This is a genomic window from Oscillibacter sp. PEA192, assembly GCF_003574015.1.
Classification (GTDB): Bacteria; Bacillota; Clostridia; order Oscillospirales; family Oscillospiraceae; genus Oscillibacter; species Oscillibacter welbionis.
Genome location: NZ_AP018532.1, coordinates 3,234,320 through 3,249,529 on the forward strand (window position 1 = coordinate 3,234,320; position 15,210 = coordinate 3,249,529).

A 15,210-nucleotide genomic window follows, 5' to 3' on the forward strand; every position below is an offset into this window, starting at 1 on the left:
GTGCGCCTATGATCTGTTTGCATGCATTCCGGATGCCCGCCCGGGAGGACGAAGAGGCATTCTTCTCCGATCCCCGGAACCAGCGGATCTGCTATACCGCCAAAGAGCCCTTTCATGTATTCCGCTGCTGCCATCTGCCGCAGCACCCACCTCCCCATTCCCCAAGAGGGCCGGATCATCACCAGCGACGATGTCTTCGGCCACCTGCCGGACATCCGCTGCATCAACGGCGGCATCGACGCCGCCCCGGCCCCGCCTCTGGACGGCGCTGGACAATGTGCGGGTCTGCCGGGCGTTCTTTCGGAAGCGGGAGGCAGACTTCCGCTCCACCCGAAAACGCGCCGCAGTCGGGCCGCAAGGTATTTTGGACTGCCGGACAAAGAAATTTCTTCTGGCGCCGTTGTCATGCGGTGGCCCGCCATTTATAATAAAGGCAGCAAAATCAGGGAGGAGGCGCATCCTGTGGCAAAGCATCTGGACAAGTTTACCCAGCCCTTCCGGGACAGCCCCATCCCCTTCGCCCTGGCGGAGATACTGACCAACGGCAGCGGGGAGATGGTGGATCTGGTGTGCCGCTTTTTGAATCCTGCCGCGGCGGCGCTTCTGGGGCTCTCCCCGGAGGAGGTGCAGGGCCGCCGCCTGTCCCAGCTCGGGCCAGAGCGGGCGCTGGAGCAGCTGGCGCCCATGCAGGCCGTAGCTTTTTCCGGCTCCTCCGCCTCCTTCCCCTATGTGACCGCCGGGGGCCAAACCCTCACCGTTACCTGCTATCAGGTGATGTACGGCACGGTGGCCTGCCTGCTGGATCCCCGGTCGGGGGCCGGAGCCCAGAGCGGCGCGTTGCCGGAGCTCCTGCCCGGCGCGGATCTGGAGCTGAACCGGGAGGGACTGCGGTGCCTTGCCTGCAGCCGGCAGCTGTGCCAGCTGACCCAGTGGTCCCGGCGGGCGCTGCTGGACCGGGGCGGCAGGGCCTTTTCCGCTCTGGTGGCTCCGGCGGACTGGCCGGCGCTGCTCCAGGAACTGCTGGACGCGGCGCGGGAGAAACGGGGCGTGGATCACGACTTCCGCCTGCTGCGGCGGGACGGTGGGGCAGTCTGGGTGAATCTCCGGGCGGAAATCCTGTCGACCCGCCAGGGGGCCACGGTCTTCCGCGGCGTCTTTCTGGATATCGACCGCCTCCGGCGGGAGGGGCAGGACCTGCAGGCGGCCCTTTCCCGGCGGGAGACGGCTCTGCGGGATGCGGAGACGCTGCTGGACCGGATGCCGGTAGGTCTCTGCCTGCTGCGCCGCCGACCTGACGGTGGCGTGGAGCTGCTGCGGGCCAATCAGGTTCTCTCCCGGCTGCTGGGCCTCTCGCCCGCAGCTCTGGCCCGCCGTCTGGCGGAAGACCCGGGCAGCGGCCTGCCGACGGGCGAGCGGGAGGAACTGCTGGCCGCAGCTGTTCGGTCCCGGGAGTGCGGCCTGCCCCTGCGCCGGGCCTGTCGGGTCTGCCTGGGCGGCGGGCGGGAACTCTGCCTCTCTCTCCACATGTCCTGGGTGGAACAGCCGGACGGCTCCTGGCTGGCATACATCGCCTGTGCCGATATCTCCCAAGAGGCCGCGGCCCAGGCCGAGCATCAGATCCGCTCCCGGATGTACGACCTGCTGTTAGAGCACACCTCCCTCCTGACACTGGACTATGACCCCGCCCGGGACCTGGCCCAGATCCAGCGGCACAGCACCAGCGGCCGCAGGACCTCCCGCACCGTCTCCGGCTATCTGAAGAGCCTGCTCACCGCGTCCTACCTCCACCCGGAGGACCGGCGGCGGCTGGCAGGCGCGGTCCGTCGGGCCATCACGCATCCCGGGACGGTCTCCTGCACCTATCGGGCGGATTATGAGGACACCGGCTGGCGACGCTATCAGGTGTCGTGGATGAGCCTATTCGATGAAGCCGGAAATGTGTACCGTCTGCTGGGCAAAGCGGAAGATGTGACTGGCCGCCGGGCGGCTGCGGAACACTTCCGGCAGTTGGCCGCCCGGCACCGCCGGCAGGCCAGGGCCTGTCTGGCCTCCGCCCGGCTGGATCTGACCGCCGGACAGACATTGGACGCCAAGGCCGCGTCCCGGCACCTGCTGCGCACGCTGTTCGACCGTACCGCAGGCGCCTGCCTCCAGCAGATGGCCTCTGCCCTGCCGGAGGCAGAGGAGCGGGCGCGGTTCCAGGCTCTCTTCTCTCCGGATGCTCTGTCGGATGCCTTTGCAGAAGGCGTGTTCCAATTCTCCATGGACCACTGGATCTCTACCGGAAAGGGCGGCCCGTCCTGGGTCCGGATAGAAGCAGAGATGGCGGAAAACCCGGACACGCTGCATCTGGAAGTCTTTTTCCAGCTGTGGGACCGGAGCTTCCGCAGGCTGCAAAGCACTCTGTTGGATACCCTGACCAGGCAGGATTACGAGCTGGTCCTGACAGCGGACGCCCGCTCCGGTGCCTGCCGTGCCTATGGACCGTCCGCAGGCCGTCTGCCGGAGAACGCCACCTGCCGGTCCCTGGCCGCCTGGTATTTCCAGCAGCTGCCGCCCTCCCACCAGCGGACCGCCCTGCGGAAAGCCCTCTCCCTGGAGGCTGTCTTGTCCCAGCTGGAGGCAGTTCCCTCTGTGGAGCTGGTCCTCCCGGCCCCGGAAGGAGCGCCTTACCATCTGCGGTGTTCCCCGCTGGAGGGGATGCCCGGCGTGCTGCTGGTGACTTGCCGCCGCCTTCCGGCCGGCACGCCGTCCCCCGCCCCATAAACGCAGAAGACCCGCCGCAGGCTATCGCCCGCGGCGGGTCTTCCATGCACGACGCAGCTTGAGCACTGCCAGAAATACCTCCGTCGGGATCTGCACACTTCCCAGGGAGTACATCTTCTCTTTGCCATACCCCACAGGACCTCCGGTTCTACGGGGACCCCTCATCCAATCAGAGCGGGCAGGCTGAGCCTGCCCGCTCCAAGGGTTTCCTTCCGAAACCGCTTGACGCCGCTCCCGCGGCGCCGGGCCGCTGGCCCGGGAAGGAGGGCTTACTCGTCCAGCTTGAGCACTGCGAGAAATGCCTCCGTCGGGATCTGCACGCTTCCCAGGGAGCGCATCTTTTTCTTGCCCTCCTTCTGCTTTTCCAGCAGCTTCTTCTTGCGGCTGATGTCGCCGCCGTAGCACTTGGCCAGCACATCCTTCCGCATGGCCTTGACGGTCTCCCGGGCGATGACCCGGCCGCCAATGGCCGCCTGGACCGGCACCTCGAACAGCTGCCGGGGGATGTTCTCCTTCAGCTTCTCGCACAGCCGGCGAGCCCGGGGATACGCCTTGTCTCTGTGGGCGATGAAGCTCAGGGCATCCACCGTATCGCCGTTGAGTTTCATGTCCACCTTCACCAGCTCGCTGGACCGGTAGCCGGAGAGCTCATAATCCAGAGAGGCGTAGCCCTTGGTGTTGGCCTTCAGCGCATCGAAGAAGTCGTAGATGATCTCGTTCAGCGGCATCTGGTAGTGGAGCTCCACCAGATTGGTGTCCAGGTACTGCATGTCCTTGAACTCCCCCCGCCGGTCCTGGCACATGGGCATGATGTTGCCCACAAACTCGTTGGGAGCGATGATGTTCACCTTGACATAGGGCTCCTCCGCGTGCTCGATCACCGCCGGGTCCGGGTAGTTGTGGGGATTGTCCACCGTGACCATGGTACCGTCGGTCTTGTACACGTGGTAGATGACGGAGGGCAGGGTGGTCACCAGATCCAGGTCGAACTCCCGCTCCAGCCGCTCCTGGATCACCTCCATGTGGAGCATGCCCAAAAAGCCGCACCGGAAGCCGAAGCCCAGGGCTACGGAGCTCTCCGGCTCAAAGCTCAACGAGGCGTCGTTCAGCTGGAGCTTTTCCAGCGCGTCCCGCAAGTCCGGATACTTGGAGCCGTCCTCCGTGTAGATACCGCAGTAGACCATGGGCTGCACGGGCCGGTAGCCGGGCAGGGCCTCGGCCGTGGGGCTGGCGGCATCTGTGACGGTGTCGCCCACACGGGTGTCCTTCACGTTCTTGATGGAGGCGGTGAAGTAGCCCACCTCGCCGGCCCGGAGGCTGTCGCAGGACTCCATGCCCAGGGGCAGCAGATGGCCGCATTCGATGACCTGATAAGTGGCTCCCGAGGCCATCATCTTCACCTGCTGGCCCGTGCGGAGGGTTCCCTCCATGACCCGGAAGTAGACGATGACGCCGCGGTACGAGTCATACTGGCTGTCGAAGATCAGCGCCTTCAGAGGCGCATTCGGGTCCCCCTTGGGGGGCGGCACGTTCTTTACAATGTCCTCTAACACCGCTTCAATGTTGGTGCCCATCTTGGCGGAGATCTCCGGTGCGTCCATGGCCGGCAGGCCGATGATGTCCTCCACCTCCTGCTTGGCCTTGGCGGGGTCCGCCGCCGGCAGGTCGATCTTGTTGAACACAGGCAGAATCTCCAGGTCGTGCTCCATGGCCAGATATGTGTTGGCCAGGGTCTGGGCCTCCACGCCCTGGGTGGAGTCCACCACCAGCACGGCGCCCTCGCAGGCGGCCAGAGAGCGGGACACCTCGTAGTTGAAGTCCACGTGGCCCGGGGTGTCGATCAGATTCAGTTCATAGTCCTCCCCGTCCTGGGCATGGTAGGTCAGCCGGACGGCCCGGGCCTTGATGGTGATGCCCCGCTCCCGCTCCAGGTCCATGTTGTCTAGCAGCTGGCTCTCCATCTCCCGGGCGGAGACGGCGTTGCACTTCTCCAGCAGCCGGTCCGCCAGCGTGGACTTGCCGTGGTCGATATGGGCAATGATGCTGAAATTTCGGATGTTGCTCTGTTTTGTCATATTCGGATATTCCTCCATCGGCCGGTCCACGCAAGGCCCGCATCAAGGGCCCGGCGCGCATCGCCGTTCTTTCAATCGGAATGGGGGCCCCATAAAATCCGAGATTCTATGGGGTGGTGAGGCGCAAGGGAGCGGATGCGGCATTCGCCGCCGGGCGGCTCTGCTCCGCCTGGGAGTCTCCTGTCACAGGGTTCCTCCCCGGGCCGCCGCTTTATGGGGCCGCAGCATGTTCTGCGTTCCACTGAATCCAGAAGCGCTCGTCCCAGAACTGGTCATAGTCATAGTGTACCACAAATTCCCGCCAGTTGGCGAGGGTCTCCTCCAGATTTTCCTCTGTCAGGCGGCCCTCCTCCCTTTGAAGCATGGCGAGAATCTCCCGGCAGACGCCGCCGGAGTGGTGGATATAGTCGCAGTAGTTGTCCAGATTCGTGACGATCTCCGGGTCCATGAGATAGCCGTAGAACTTCACATTGTCATACTGCAGCAGCGTCTGCCCTGCCTGGCGGATGGCCGCAAACACCGCCTCCGTCCTCCCCTCCCGAATGACCTTGTCCCAGAAGAGGATGCTGTACGGGGGCAGGAAGAAATCGAATTCCGTGTCCGAATGCTCTGTGACCCACCGTTCCGCCACCGCCAGATTGGCGGCCACATCGTCCCGATAGGCATCTGCGGGCAGCTCCTCCGCCGCAATCTCCGGCCGGTCATAGTTCTCCAGGGCGGAGATATGGTTCCACCACTCATTCCGGTCCCAGGTGAATCCCTCGTCGATGGTGTCGCCCTCTCCCCAGTGGTTGGAGAGCAGGGTGTAGGCGCTGTAATACAGCGTATCCTTGTTCAGCAGATATTGGATGTCATCCAGCGGATTGGCGTTGTAGAGATAGTCCGGCATGGCCGCAGTCACACCGCTCTCATCCCGGATCAGGGTGTTCACATCCAGGCCGAAGATCACCCGCTCCGGCTCCTGGGTCCGAAAGAGGACGTTCATCACCTGGTCGAACTCGCTGTAATACCCGTCCGGGATGGTGAGCCGCACCGCGGAGGTGCCGAAGGTCTCCTGAATCCAGCTGGAGCGGTAGTTGGCCGCCATGGAGGTGCCCACCAGCACGGTGTCCGCCTCCACATTCTTCGCCAGGCCCGCCATCTGGTACCGCTCATTGAACAGCACCGGCTGCCACTTGTCCGGCACCCGATAATACAGGCAGGGATCCACCACGTACACAACGGCTCCGCAGACCGCCAGCAGCGCCAGAATACACGCCAGAAGGCCGCAGACCCAGCGTCGATATGCTTGCTTCATACGGCCCTCCTCAGAAGTTGGAATAGATGAAGGTGGTGACGCCGGTAAAGGACAGCACACACCAAAGCGTCAGCACTGTGAGGGCCGCGCCCCGCCAGAGCGTAGGCCGGAAGTCCTCCATCCGACGGATGGTGTTCCGGGGCCAGAGGACGGCGACCATCCCCGCCCCATACAGCAGCACCACCCGCAGGATGTTTTTCCAGGGCGTGAAGGCGGGAATCAGCATCTGCACCGCGCTGGTCTCCTCGGCGAAAAGGCCCTCCAGCAGCCAGGCCGCCGGTTTTGCAAAGCCGCCGGTGACGGCCCGGCCCAGCAGCTCCAGGGCCCCGGTACAGTCCGGTGCCCGGAAGAACACCCAGGCGATGTTGACAAAGAGAAAGGTCAGCCCCCACCGGAGGACAAAGGGCAGCCGGTCCCGGCCCCTGCCCCAAACCCGTTCCACCACCTGGGCCAGGCCGTGGAGGGCGCCCCACACCAGGAAGGTCCACCCGGCCCCGTGCCAGAAGCCGCTGACCAGGAAGACGATGAGAATATTGCAATACGTCCGGATCGCGCCCCGGCGGCTGCCGCCCAGGGGGAAATACAGGCACTCCCGCAGGAAGGTGGTGAGCGTGATGTGCCACCGCTTCCAGAATTCCGTCACAGAGGCGCTGCGATACGGGGAGTCAAAGTTCATCGGCAGGCGGAGCCCGAAGAGCCGGGCCACACCGGCTGCGATGTCGCAGTAGCCGGAGAAGTCAAAGTACAGCTGGAGCGTATACCCCAAAATCACCAGCCAGGCCGCCGGAGCGCTGAGCTCTTCCAGATGTACCCAGCCGTTGTTCACCACAGTGCCGAAGGCGTCCGCCAGCAGCACCTTTTTGATGGTGCCACAACAGATGGCGTAGATACCCGCCGCGGCGTCGGACCAGTCCGGATGGAGGAATCCCTTTTCCCGCAGCTGGGGGAAAAAGATTCCGGGCCGCAGAATGGGGCCGGAGGTAACGGTGGGGAAAAACAGCCCGTAGAGCAGAAGGGAATCCCCCGGCGCGGGGACATATTCCCCGGTATAGACCTCCTTCAGCAACCACAGCTGCTGGAAGGTAAAAAAGCTCAGCCCCAGCGGAGCCCAGCCCACCTCCACCGCGCCGCCGGTGAGGAACTCCGTATACTTGAATCCCACCAGTATGGCGATGTGATAGACGCAGGCAAGAACCATTGTCCGGCGGCGGCCGCCGGACCGGGCCATCCGGCGGATAGCGCATGCTGTCACGCAGATGCCCGCCAGCAGGCAGGCAATGCCCCCCAGCACCACCGTCCATCCTCCGGGGCCCAGAAGGTAGAATACCGCGGAGGCCGCCGCCAGCATCGCCGCACCCGCTCGGGGGCTGCGCCGCCCCGCTGTCAGGCACACCGCCAGCGTTGCGGCCAGAAAGCCGAAAAAGGCCAGAGACTGAAAGCTCATCTGGTCTTCTCCGTCAGGCCGCTGAGACGGGCATCCGCGGTGCTCAGCACCTGGGTCAGGCTCTGGCACCGTCCGGGGTATGCGGCGGTCAGGGCCTCGTTGGACAGGTCCGGGAACGCCGCCTTTTTTGCCGCCAGGGACCGCAGGCTCCGGGTGTACTGGATCTCCGAGAGCTTCATGTCCGCCTCCGCTGTGCCCATGGTGCAGGCGGCCGGGTCCAGAGAGAAGTACGCCTCGTTGGCGCCGGCGGTGCGGTACAGATGGCGGTACAGCTGGTACACCGCGCTGCCCAGATATCCGGCAGCGGCGTTGATGGCCGCCTTGTCGTTCAGCTTGCCCAGCAGGCCGAACAGCACCCCCACAGCGCCGGAGAGCAGCTTGCTCTGGAGCGTGGCCAGCACGCTGCCCTGGAGGATGTTGCCCGGTTCCGTAGCGTTCAGGATCTCCTGCTCCGTCAGCATGTTCCCCTCCCGGGACAGGGTCCTGCCCAGGATGAAGTCCGCGGAGACGTGGTAGTAATCACAGGCCTTCACCACAAAGGCCAGGCCCGGTTCCCGGATGCCGTTTTCATAGTGGCTCAACAGGGCCTGGGAGATTCCCAGATCCCCTGCGGCAGTTCGCTGGGAGACGCCCCGCTCCTGCCGCAGCAGGGACAGGGTCCGTGAAAATTCAGTTGTGGAAGCCATCGTTCTCTCTCCTCCAGAGTTAAATACATAACGTATAGTTTAACAAATACGATACGGATTGTAAAGAAAAATCCCACGGATTCAGACATTTTTCGGGGGAAGGCGCTGCGGCGCCTTCCCCCGCTGTTTCCTTGCCGTCCAGCTCAGAACAGGCCCACCTGCCCCAGCAGCACGTCTCCCCCGATGCTGCGCACCTGGCGGGCATTCTCCTCCCACAAGCGGTCCGTCACCGCCATTTTGCGGATGATGTCCTGCACCGTGGCCTCCAGCGCAGACCCGGCCCGGTAGTCCGCCTGGAAGATATAATCCACCCGGCCCTTTGCCAGCAGGTCCTCCACACCGGCGCGGTTGCTGGCCTGGTACACGGCGATGGCCTGGCCGCCGTAGGCCCGCATCATCTTCATGCAGGGCACGTCGGAAAGGCCGTCCCCCATGTAGATCATACTGGTGAAGGGCACCCGCTTGCTGTCATCAGGCATGGAGGCGTTTAGATCCCGGTCGTTGGACACGTCCAGCACGCCCTTGTTGATCCGGTAGACGAACTGGGTCTTGGCGGTGAAGTTCACCGCCAGCTTGGGCCACACGGGCACACCGCTCTCATCGTAGTAAAACTCGCTGGCATAGATCTCCTTGAATTCCCCGCTGATGGACGAGCCTTCAATGATCTCCCGCAGGCCGGAAGAGATGATGTAGTGCTCCACCTGGACACCCTGGCCGGCGCCGAAGTCGTTGATCCGCCGGAACCAGTCCTCCACACCGGGGAACAGCACGATGCTCCGCCCCTTCTCCACCAAGTCCGTCCGGGTGAAAGGACGGTTCCGCCGCGCCGCCTCCCGCAGCATGGTGTACATATAGGCCAGGATGCCGTCCATCCGGTTCCTGCGGCCGAAGCCGTTGGCCTCCGCCCAGAACTCTGCGGGGGTCATCCCCAGGGAGGGGATGAAGGCGTAGTCCTGCATATCGGTGGTGCAGAGGGTCTTGTCAAAGTCGTACAGAAAGGCCACGATGGGCTGTTGCTTCATGGCTGACTCCTCCAATCAAAAGACGTTGAGCGCCGGGACCGGGAAAGAAAAAAGCGGCTCCTGCGAGCCGCTTTGATCGTTCAGTCATCGCCGCCGGAGTAATTGCGGCCGAACTTCAGATCGTTGAGATTGATGCGGCGGGTAGGCTCATCCACAGGATCAGCCGCAAAGGGGTCCCCCTCCGGATAGTCATCCTCCGCCGCCGGAGACGCCTCTTCCGCTTCCGCCGGGGCCGCTTCCTCCTCCACGCTCTGCTCGCTGAAAGCGGCCAGCACCTTTTCCTCGATCTGCTGGACGGCCTCCTCCGGCTCCTGCTGGGAAATCGGCTCCGCCGCCTCCACCGGCAGCTCGGGCAGCTGCTCCAGGAATTTCAGCTCCTTCTCACAGATCTCCCTGCTGGCGGCAATGAACTGGGCCAGATCCCGCTGGCCCTGGTGCAGCCGCTCCTCGGCGGCCTCCACCTCCTGGCGCAGCTGGCCGATCTTCTCCCGGGCGCTGGTCTCCGCTTGGGCCAGGATCTCGTCCCGCTTGGCCTCTGCCTCGTGGACGATGGAGTCCGCCATCTTCTGGGCGGTCAGCAGGGTGGCGCGCATGGAGTCCTCGGTGGCACGGTAGTCCTCCACCTTTTCCACCAGGACCTTCAGCTTGGCCTTCAGCGCCGCGTTCTCCTTGTAGAGCGCGGTGTAATCATCGGTGAGCTCGTCCAGAAACTCATCGACCATGGCCATGTTATATCCGCCCATCACTGCCTTGGAAAAGGCGTGGGTGGAAACTTCCTGTGGTGTCAGCATAGTGCGATGTTACCCCCTCGTGTCCGCTCAGAAATAGAGGCCGTTGTTCTCCAGCTCGTCGATCAGATCGCCCTCGATATCCACATGATAGGGCGTGATGATGTATGTATTGGCAGCCACCTTCTTGATCTTGCCCTCGCCGGCATAGGCCACGCCGGACAGAAAGTCGATCAGCCGCCGGGCGATATCCTTGTTGGTGGACTCCAGGTTCAGCACCACGGTCCGCTTGTCCTTCAGGTGGTCCGCGATCTCGGAGGCGTTCTCGAACCGCTCCGGCTTCACCAGCACCACTTTCAGCTGGGTGGTGGCGTGGATATTCACCACCTTGTTGCGGCGGTCCTCCACCTTGAGCTTCCGGTCCTCAAAGGCGTTTTGCCGCACCGGCTCCTCAAAGTCATCATACTCCTCGTCCTCATCCTCGTAGGGGTGGGTCCACTTTTTCAGTTCGTCCAATAAGCTCATAATAGCCTCCCATCGGAGCCGCGCTCCGGTCTTTTTCAGTTGTAATGGCGGGCGCCGAAGATGGCGCTGCCCACCCGCACCATGGTGGCGCCGGCACGGATCGCATCCTCATAGTCGCCGCTCATGCCCATGGACAGATATTCTAATTCATTATGAAACAATTTTTGGTTCATGTCAACATAAAGTGCCTGAACTTCCTGAAAATACCGGAAATTGGCATCCCTCTGCGCGTCTGCCGGGGGAATCGTCATCAGTCCCCGCACCCGGACATGGGTCCGCTCCAGGGCGGCCTCCGCTGCGGGGAGGACTTTCTCCGGTGCAAAGCCGCTCTTGGCAGCCTCCCGGCCGATGTTCACCTCCAGCAGGATGTCCTGCACCAGCCCCCGGGCCGCGGCCACTTTCTCGATCTCGTCCAGCAGCTCCAGAGAGCCCACGGACTGGATCAGGGCCACATGGCCCACCACCTGCTTGACTTTGTTGCGCTGCAGGTGGCCGATGAAGTGCAGGGGGGCGCCGTCGTAGGCGTGCTGCTCCAGCTTCTGTACCATCTCCTGCACCCGGTTCTCCCCCAGGGCGTCGATGCCGGCTGCCACGGCCTCCCGGCAGGCGGCGGCATCGTTCATCTTGCTGGCGCCCACCAGCAGGATCTCCTTCGGGTCCCGGCCGGCCTCCCGGGCCGCCGCGGCCATGTTCGCCCGGATCCGGGCAATGTTCTCCGCAATTGTCATCAGCGTTCCAATACTCCTTTCCAGCGGCCGCCCTGCGGCCATCTCTCTGTCAGCTGCCAATCACCTTTCCATCATACAGGTCATAGGCGGTGATGATCACCTCGTCCCCCGCCCGGAGGCGAATCTGCTCCTGGGTCTTGCTGACCTCCTCTGCCGTGTCCAGCGTGGAGCGCACCAGGGCGAAGTCATCTCCGCTGTACAGCACGTCCACCGGCTTGAAGCGGGCCTTCATGCCCACCATGCAGTAGACGCCGGTCTCGCTCACCACGGACTCGTTCCCGTCCTCGTCCGTAACCGTTCGCTCCCGCACCCGCAGGGCCTCCTTGGGCACTCGGATGCCCGTGGTGGTCTGCCGAATAACCTCGGCGCTCTGCTGGCGCAGCAGCGTCAGCTCTGATAAATAGGTGTCCCCCTGGAACACCGCCACCACCCGGCCGCCTTCCGCCTCGCTGATATGGGTCAGCTTCACGCTCAAGTCCCGGCCCACGCCCTTGGCAAAGCGCAGCTTCAGTCTCCCGCTCTCCTGCAGGGTCTGGGCCTCGCTCTCCTCCAGGGCCGTCACATAGTACCAGGTGTCCCCCAGCACCAGTTTGCCCACCCGGTTGGAGCGCAGGGACTCGTCCGGCTCCAGGGCCGCCAGGGTCCTGGGCGTCAGCGTCTCCAGGCTCTCCGGCGTTAGAATGTTCTCATATCCGTCCACCACGGCGGAATAGAGCCCCGCCTGCGGCGCGGTGATCTGCCGGACAGAGCTTCCCGCCTGGGCCCGCAGGCTGCTCAACTGGCTCTGGAGCTCCGCCATCTGGGCGGACAGGTCCTCCGTATCGGAATACGTGTAGTCCCGCTTCATCACCAGGCTCCGCAGCTCGGCTCCGCAGTCCTCCGCCGTGTCCAGCCGGTCCGCCGCCAGAGCGCCCCGGTAGTCGCGGATCGTCTGGAGGATCTGGGCGTCCAGTCGCAGAGAGACCTCCGCCCCCAGCGCCGCCTCCTCCGCGTACTGCAACTGTTCGATCTGGGTATGGAGGGATTGGATCTCCTTCTGGCGGTCCAGCGTCGCCTGGTCCGCGTAGACCAGCGCCACCACGCCGCCGTCGCTGATCCGCTCGCCCTCCGCCCGCTGCAGCTGCAGCAGGCCGCTGGTGTCGTCCGTCAGGATCGCCTCGTCCCGCACCACATAGCCGGACAGCACCGTGGACATCTCCACCTGATACTGGTAGGCGATGGTGGTGGTCAGCGGGTCGCCGAAATAGCGCACCGCCTGAATCGAGAAATAGGCCAGCACGCCCAGCGTGACCGCTGCCAGCAAAAGTTTTGTGCCAAGGGTTTTCTCTTTCATGGTTACCTCTTTGTCTCTGTCCGCGAAGCCTTCCCGGCCCCATGCAGGACCCTCTGCGGAGGCGCAGACCTCCACAACCTCCAGCTCCACCGCCGGACGCACCGGCGCGATGGCGGAGGTCGTGTGCTTGAAATGATTTTCTGCCCGCCAGTTCTCATTTCCCCAGGCACGGCGGGCTTTGCCCGCCGTGCTCAAGGTTTTGGTCCGCAAAACGTGATCCCGGCCTAAGTGCCGCCCTTTAGGCGGCGGGCCTCAAAACGGGTCCGCAGGCCGCTCATGCGCCCGCGACGGCCGGTTCCTCACCCTCCAGATCCACCGGCCGCACCGGCGCGATGGTGGAGATCGCGTGTTTGTAAATGATCTGCTGCCGGCCGTCGCTGTCCAGCACCACCACAAAGGCGTCAAACCCCGCGATGGTGCCCCGCATCTGGAAGCCGTTCATCAGAAACATGGTGACGGGCAGCTTGTCCCGTCTGGCCCGGAGGAGAAACAGGTCCTGTAAATTCGCTTTTGTCTGCATATATGTCCGCTCCTTTTTTCTGTATGAGTCGGACGATTTCCCTGTCTCCCGTCCGCTCACCGCTAGAATACGCCAGCGGCGGCCAGGATTTCCGTCGAAACCTGGAGGGCCCGGGCAAAATCCCGGTCTTTTTCCCACCAGATCCAGTGAATGTCCGGATTTCGCCGCAGCCAAGTCAGCTGGCGCTTGGCGTATTGCCGGGAGCGGAGCTTCACCTCCGCCACGGCCTCCTCCACCGTGGCGGTGCCGTCCAGAACCCCCAGGAACTCCTTGTATCCGATGGCCTGGAGAGCCGTGGCCTCCCGGGGCAGGCCGCTTTCCAGCAGCTGCCCCACCTCCTCCAGCAGGCCCGCCGCCACCATGGCGTCCACCCGGCGGTCGATCAGGGTCTTCATGTCCGCCCGGTCCCGGAACTGGAGGCCGATCCACACGGCGTCGTACCGGGGCGGCAGGTCCCTTGTCTCCGCGTTGTGGGCGGAGATGGTCTTTCCCGTCTCCCGGTAGACCTCCAGCGCCCGGAGGATGCGCTTCTCATCCGCCGGATGGAGGCGTTCCGCCGCCTCCGGGTCCACCTGCCGCAGCTCCTCCAGAAGCGGGCCGATGCCCTCCCGGGCCAGCTGGGCCTGGAGCTCCCTGCGGACAGCGCCGCCGGCGTGGCCGCCGGCGAAGGTCCGGCCCTGCACCACCGCATCCAGCCACAGCCCGGTGCCGCCCACCAGGATGGGCCGCTTTCCCCGCCGCAGAATGTCGTCCACGATGGGGACGGCCGCCCGGGCGTACCGGGCGGCGGACCACTGTTCCGCCGGGTCTGCCACGGCAATCATGTGATGGGGCACGCCCTCCATCTCCTCGGCGGTGGGGGCGGCGGTGCCGATGGTCATGCCCTTGTAAATCTGCATGGAGTCGGCGGAAACCACTTCCCCGTCATACCGCTTTGCCAGCAGGACACCCAGCTTCGTTTTGCCGCAGGCCGTCGGCCCCACCACACAGATGATCTTCTCAGCCATCGCCGTCTCTCCTCTCGCCTGTCAAGGCTGTTCCGCTTCTGATGCATCGATATACTCACTGTATACGATCCGCTCCCGGATGTAAAGGGGGCCCTCCGCAAGCGGACAGCAGAAGCACCAGTGCCAGCGCAGCCGGCAATCTCCCCCTTACGGCAGCCGCCTCCTTTTCAGAAGTCCTCCGCCAGCCTGCGTGCCTTCTCACAGGCCTCCGTCAAAATCTCCTCCGTCTTGGCGGGATCCAGGTCCAGTCCGCCGGCAAACACATAGCTGAACGCCGGGATGCCGAACATGGCGCACAGCTGCTTCCAGTACAGAACACCCAGACTCTCGGGCTGCTCCAGATCCCCGCCGGAGGTGAGATAAGCCAGCTTCTCTGCCCGGCAATCCCCGTGGCAGCCGTCGGCCTCGTAGTGATAGGTCAGGCCATTGGCGGAGATGTACTCAATATACGTCCGCAGGGCCGCCGGGAAGGTCAGGTCCCAGAAGGGTGCCGCCACCACCACCCGGTCCGCGGCCCGGAACTGGCGGGCCAGATCATACACCGGCGCATCGAAGCACCGGATCCCCGCCAGGGCGTCCCGGTCGTTCAGCATCTCCGGCGCAAAGGGCTTCAGCGCCAGCAGGGCCTCTGGTTCCACAGTCTCCACCTCGGCCTCCGGATGCCTGGCCTGCCATGCGTCCAAAAACGATCTCGCCAGCACCAGGGTGCGGGATTCCTCCCCTCGCTGGCTGATGCAGCCGTTGACAAACAGCAGTTTCATGCAAATCACTCCTTCTCCTCCAAAAGGGTGGTAATGATGGGCTTCCCCTCCCGGTCCAGCAGGGGCGTCATCCCGCCGGCATGGCCGGTGGAATGCCACAGGTAGTTGACCCCGGTCTCCCGGTCCACCCAGACAGAGTTTTCCTCAAAGCCGGTGCTCTCCACACTGGTCCGCACAAACCGTTTTTCCTTTTTTGCCATATAGGAAACCTCCTGAAAAATTCGTCACTCCCATCTCCGCCAGGAAAAAGGGCTGGGGAAAACCCTGCGGTTTTTCCCAGTTCGTTCGCCGCGGGCGAACAAAGAAATCTCAATCATT

The 15,210-nt window shown here is 64.0% G+C and carries 14 protein-coding genes; 1 reads left to right on the forward strand and 13 read right to left on the reverse strand.

Annotated features, from left to right (window positions below; all coding sequences use genetic code 11):
- Positions 1-114 precede the first annotated feature (114 nt).
- The gene (locus DN611_RS15980) at positions 115-2,766 is read left to right on the forward strand and encodes a PAS domain-containing protein (protein WP_160117458.1); all 2,652 of its coding nucleotides are present in this window, start codon (positions 115-117) and stop codon (positions 2,764-2,766) included.
- A gap of 269 nt (positions 2,767-3,035) precedes the next feature.
- On the opposite strand, the gene lepA is transcribed toward DN611_RS15980, so the two are convergent.
- From lepA to DN611_RS16045, 13 genes are all read right to left on the reverse strand, one after another.
- Positions 3,036-4,841, reverse strand: a complete 1,806-nt coding sequence (lepA, locus tag DN611_RS15985; RefSeq protein ID WP_119311835.1) for a translation elongation factor 4 — start codon at positions 4,839-4,841, stop codon at positions 3,036-3,038.
- A 211-nt stretch (positions 4,842-5,052) separates the two neighbouring features.
- Complete coding sequence (locus DN611_RS15990; RefSeq protein WP_021751197.1) at positions 5,053-6,138, reverse strand: hypothetical protein; 1,086 nt, start codon at positions 6,136-6,138, stop codon at positions 5,053-5,055.
- A 10-nt stretch (positions 6,139-6,148) separates the two neighbouring features.
- The gene (locus tag DN611_RS15995) at positions 6,149-7,582 is read right to left on the reverse strand and encodes an MBOAT family O-acyltransferase (RefSeq protein ID WP_119311836.1); all 1,434 of its coding nucleotides are present in this window, start codon (positions 7,580-7,582) and stop codon (positions 6,149-6,151) included.
- Positions 7,579-8,268, reverse strand: a complete 690-nt coding sequence (locus DN611_RS16000; protein WP_119311837.1) for a helix-turn-helix domain-containing protein — start codon at positions 8,266-8,268, stop codon at positions 7,579-7,581. Before DN611_RS16000 ends, DN611_RS15995 begins: the two co-directional genes overlap by 4 nt.
- Before the next feature lie 143 nt (positions 8,269-8,411).
- A complete protein-coding gene (locus tag DN611_RS16005; protein WP_021751194.1) occupies positions 8,412-9,290 on the reverse strand; it encodes an HAD family hydrolase in 879 nt (292 codons plus the stop codon).
- 80 nt (positions 9,291-9,370) lie between these two features.
- A complete protein-coding gene (locus DN611_RS16010) occupies positions 9,371-10,081 on the reverse strand; it encodes a DivIVA domain-containing protein (protein ID WP_025545188.1) in 711 nt (236 codons plus the stop codon).
- A 27-nt stretch (positions 10,082-10,108) separates the two neighbouring features.
- Positions 10,109-10,543: a cell division protein SepF gene (locus tag DN611_RS16015; RefSeq protein WP_021751192.1), complete on the reverse strand. Its 435-nt coding sequence runs from the start codon at positions 10,541-10,543 to the stop codon at positions 10,109-10,111.
- 35 nt (positions 10,544-10,578) lie between these two features.
- On the reverse strand, positions 10,579-11,271 hold the full coding sequence (locus DN611_RS16020) for a YggS family pyridoxal phosphate-dependent enzyme (protein WP_036631279.1): 693 nt from the start codon (positions 11,269-11,271) through the stop codon (positions 10,579-10,581).
- Between the two features lie 49 nt (positions 11,272-11,320).
- A complete protein-coding gene (locus DN611_RS16025) occupies positions 11,321-12,814 on the reverse strand; it encodes an HlyD family efflux transporter periplasmic adaptor subunit (protein WP_119311838.1) in 1,494 nt (497 codons plus the stop codon).
- Between the two features lie 64 nt (positions 12,815-12,878).
- Positions 12,879-13,124 carry an RNA chaperone Hfq gene (hfq, locus tag DN611_RS16030; RefSeq protein ID WP_021751189.1) on the reverse strand — a complete coding sequence of 82 codons (246 nt, stop codon included), beginning with the start codon at positions 13,122-13,124 and terminating at the stop codon, positions 12,879-12,881.
- A gap of 62 nt (positions 13,125-13,186) precedes the next feature.
- Complete coding sequence (gene miaA / locus DN611_RS16035; RefSeq protein ID WP_021752061.1) at positions 13,187-14,131, reverse strand: tRNA (adenosine(37)-N6)-dimethylallyltransferase MiaA; 945 nt, start codon at positions 14,129-14,131, stop codon at positions 13,187-13,189.
- 167 nt (positions 14,132-14,298) lie between these two features.
- Positions 14,299-14,892, reverse strand: a complete 594-nt coding sequence (locus DN611_RS16040) for an NAD(P)H-dependent oxidoreductase (RefSeq protein WP_119311839.1) — start codon at positions 14,890-14,892, stop codon at positions 14,299-14,301.
- Between the two features lie 5 nt (positions 14,893-14,897).
- On the reverse strand, positions 14,898-15,092 hold the full coding sequence (locus DN611_RS16045; protein ID WP_021750627.1) for a DUF6440 family protein: 195 nt from the start codon (positions 15,090-15,092) through the stop codon (positions 14,898-14,900).
- Between the last annotated feature and the right edge of the window lie 118 nt (positions 15,093-15,210).

Excerpts from the sequence above, each read along its gene's own strand:
- hfq (WP_021751189.1), bottom strand. The coding sequence starts at position 13,124 with ATGCAGACAAAAGCGAATTTACAGGACCTGTTTCTCCTCCGGGCCAGA.
- lepA (WP_119311835.1), bottom strand. The coding sequence starts at position 4,841 with ATGACAAAACAGAGCAACATCCGAAATTTCAGCATCATTGCCCATATC.
- DN611_RS16020 (WP_036631279.1), bottom strand. The coding sequence starts at position 11,271 with ATGACAATTGCGGAGAACATTGCCCGGATCCGGGCGAACATGGCCGCG.
- DN611_RS16005 (WP_021751194.1), bottom strand. The coding sequence starts at position 9,290 with ATGAAGCAACAGCCCATCGTGGCCTTTCTGTACGACTTTGACAAGACC.
- DN611_RS16040 (WP_119311839.1), bottom strand. The coding sequence starts at position 14,892 with ATGAAACTGCTGTTTGTCAACGGCTGCATCAGCCAGCGAGGGGAGGAA.
- DN611_RS16015 (WP_021751192.1), bottom strand. The coding sequence starts at position 10,543 with ATGAGCTTATTGGACGAACTGAAAAAGTGGACCCACCCCTACGAGGAT.
- DN611_RS16010 (WP_025545188.1), bottom strand. The coding sequence starts at position 10,081 with ATGCTGACACCACAGGAAGTTTCCACCCACGCCTTTTCCAAGGCAGTG.
- DN611_RS16045 (WP_021750627.1), bottom strand. The coding sequence starts at position 15,092 with ATGGCAAAAAAGGAAAAACGGTTTGTGCGGACCAGTGTGGAGAGCACC.
- DN611_RS15995 (WP_119311836.1), bottom strand. The coding sequence starts at position 7,582 with ATGAGCTTTCAGTCTCTGGCCTTTTTCGGCTTTCTGGCCGCAACGCTG.
- DN611_RS15980 (WP_160117458.1), top strand. The coding sequence starts at position 115 with ATGTATTCCGCTGCTGCCATCTGCCGCAGCACCCACCTCCCCATTCCC.
- miaA (WP_021752061.1), bottom strand. The coding sequence starts at position 14,131 with ATGGCTGAGAAGATCATCTGTGTGGTGGGGCCGACGGCCTGCGGCAAA.
- DN611_RS15990 (WP_021751197.1), bottom strand. The coding sequence starts at position 6,138 with ATGAAGCAAGCATATCGACGCTGGGTCTGCGGCCTTCTGGCGTGTATT.
- DN611_RS16000 (WP_119311837.1), bottom strand. The coding sequence starts at position 8,268 with ATGGCTTCCACAACTGAATTTTCACGGACCCTGTCCCTGCTGCGGCAG.